The sequence below is a fragment of the Oligella sp. HMSC05A10 genome (genome assembly GCF_001808335.1).
In the GTDB taxonomy this organism is placed as follows: domain Bacteria; phylum Pseudomonadota; class Gammaproteobacteria; order Burkholderiales; family Burkholderiaceae_B; genus Oligella; species Oligella urethralis.
The window spans coordinates 1-1,310 of record NZ_KV792860.1 but is presented as its reverse complement, the minus strand read 5'-3'; the positions used below and the strand labels follow the sequence as shown (position 1 = coordinate 1,310).

2 protein-coding genes are annotated in these 1,310 nt (G+C 45.6%); both read left to right on the top strand.

Features of this window, described 5'->3' with window-relative positions; genetic code table 11:
- The coding region (locus tag HMPREF3144_RS02455) for a LysR substrate-binding domain-containing protein (protein WP_246823837.1) at positions 1-385 on the top strand (385 nt) is incomplete at its 5' end.
- 79 nt (positions 386-464) lie between these two features.
- A complete protein-coding gene (fabG, locus tag HMPREF3144_RS02450; protein ID WP_018027238.1) occupies positions 465-1,220 on the top strand; it encodes a 3-oxoacyl-ACP reductase FabG in 756 nt (251 codons plus the stop codon).
- Positions 1,221-1,310: the final 90 nt, after the last annotated feature.

Here is a 1,310-nt window from a genome sequence, read left to right as displayed (position 1 = left end):
GAAGTTTGAGGGGTTATTGCAAAGGTCTCAAAGTCTGATTGTTTTTCCTTCTAATGTGAGCATGGGCTTTGCTGATTATGTCCTAAATACCTTACATGATAAGCGAATTTATCCTGAGGAAGTGCATGAGGTGCAGAGCCTACAAACAGCCTTAGGTTTAGTGGCGGCCGGTATTGGTTATTGCGTCATACCGACCGAAGCCCGAGCACGTAATGATCTGCACTATCGACTCATTGCTGAAGAGGAAAAGGTCAGTATGCCAATTATTTTCAGTCATCGTAAAAATGATAGTTCATGGTACATCGATGCCATGTTAACGATGGTGGATAAAATGTATCAAGTGCGTCCGGAGTTATTAAAACCAGATTACGGTTTCAGACCGTAGTTTGTTAATTGTCATCAAGCTGACCCAGCGATCGCCTATACTAGTATTAGGGTTTAACATTATTTAAAGGAGATTTGTTGTGTTTGAACTGAAAGATCAAATTGCTATCGTTACGGGCGGTGCAAAGGGTATTGGTAAAGGTATTGTTAAAACCTTAATTGAGGCTGGTGCCAAGGTTGTGATTGCGGATATTGATGAAGCGGCAGCTGAGCAAACAGCGGCGGAGTTGGGTTGTGCGTTTAAAGCGTTAGACGTGACCTCACAGGCTCAATGTAAAGCGGTTGTTGATGAGGTGGTGAGCGAGTATGGTCGCTTAGATATTCTTTGCTCAAATAGCGGTATTTTCCCACAAGCCTATTTAGCCGATATGACGGAGGCGGATTGGGATCAGATGCAAAATATCAACCTTAAGGGTACGTTTTTTGTGACACAAGCGGCGCTAGCCTATATGAAAAAGCAAGGCTATGGTCGTGTTGTGATTACCGCTTCCATTACCGGTCCGATCACGGGCTATCCAGGTTGGAGTCATTATGCCGCGAGTAAAGCGGGGCAGCTTGGCTTTATGCGTAGTGCCTCATTAGAGTATGCCAAAGAGGGGATCACGATTAATGCGGTGATGCCGGGTAATATTCTCACAGAGGGTTTAGCGGCCCAGGGTGAGGAGTATTTAGGTCAAATGACACGCTCCATTCCTGCTAGAAAGCTAGGCAAGCCAGAGGATATCGGTTATGCCGTATGCTTCCTTGCTTCCAAAGAGGCGAGCTACATCACGGGTCAAACCATTATTGTCGATGGTGGGCAGATCTTGCCGGAGTCACCGGAGGCCATACTCTAAGTTGTTGTATCTAAGCTTTGATTTCTTAGAAGGTGGTTCAATACGTTGAGCCACCTTTTTGTGTTTGCCCAGCGAGGTTGGCAAACCCGA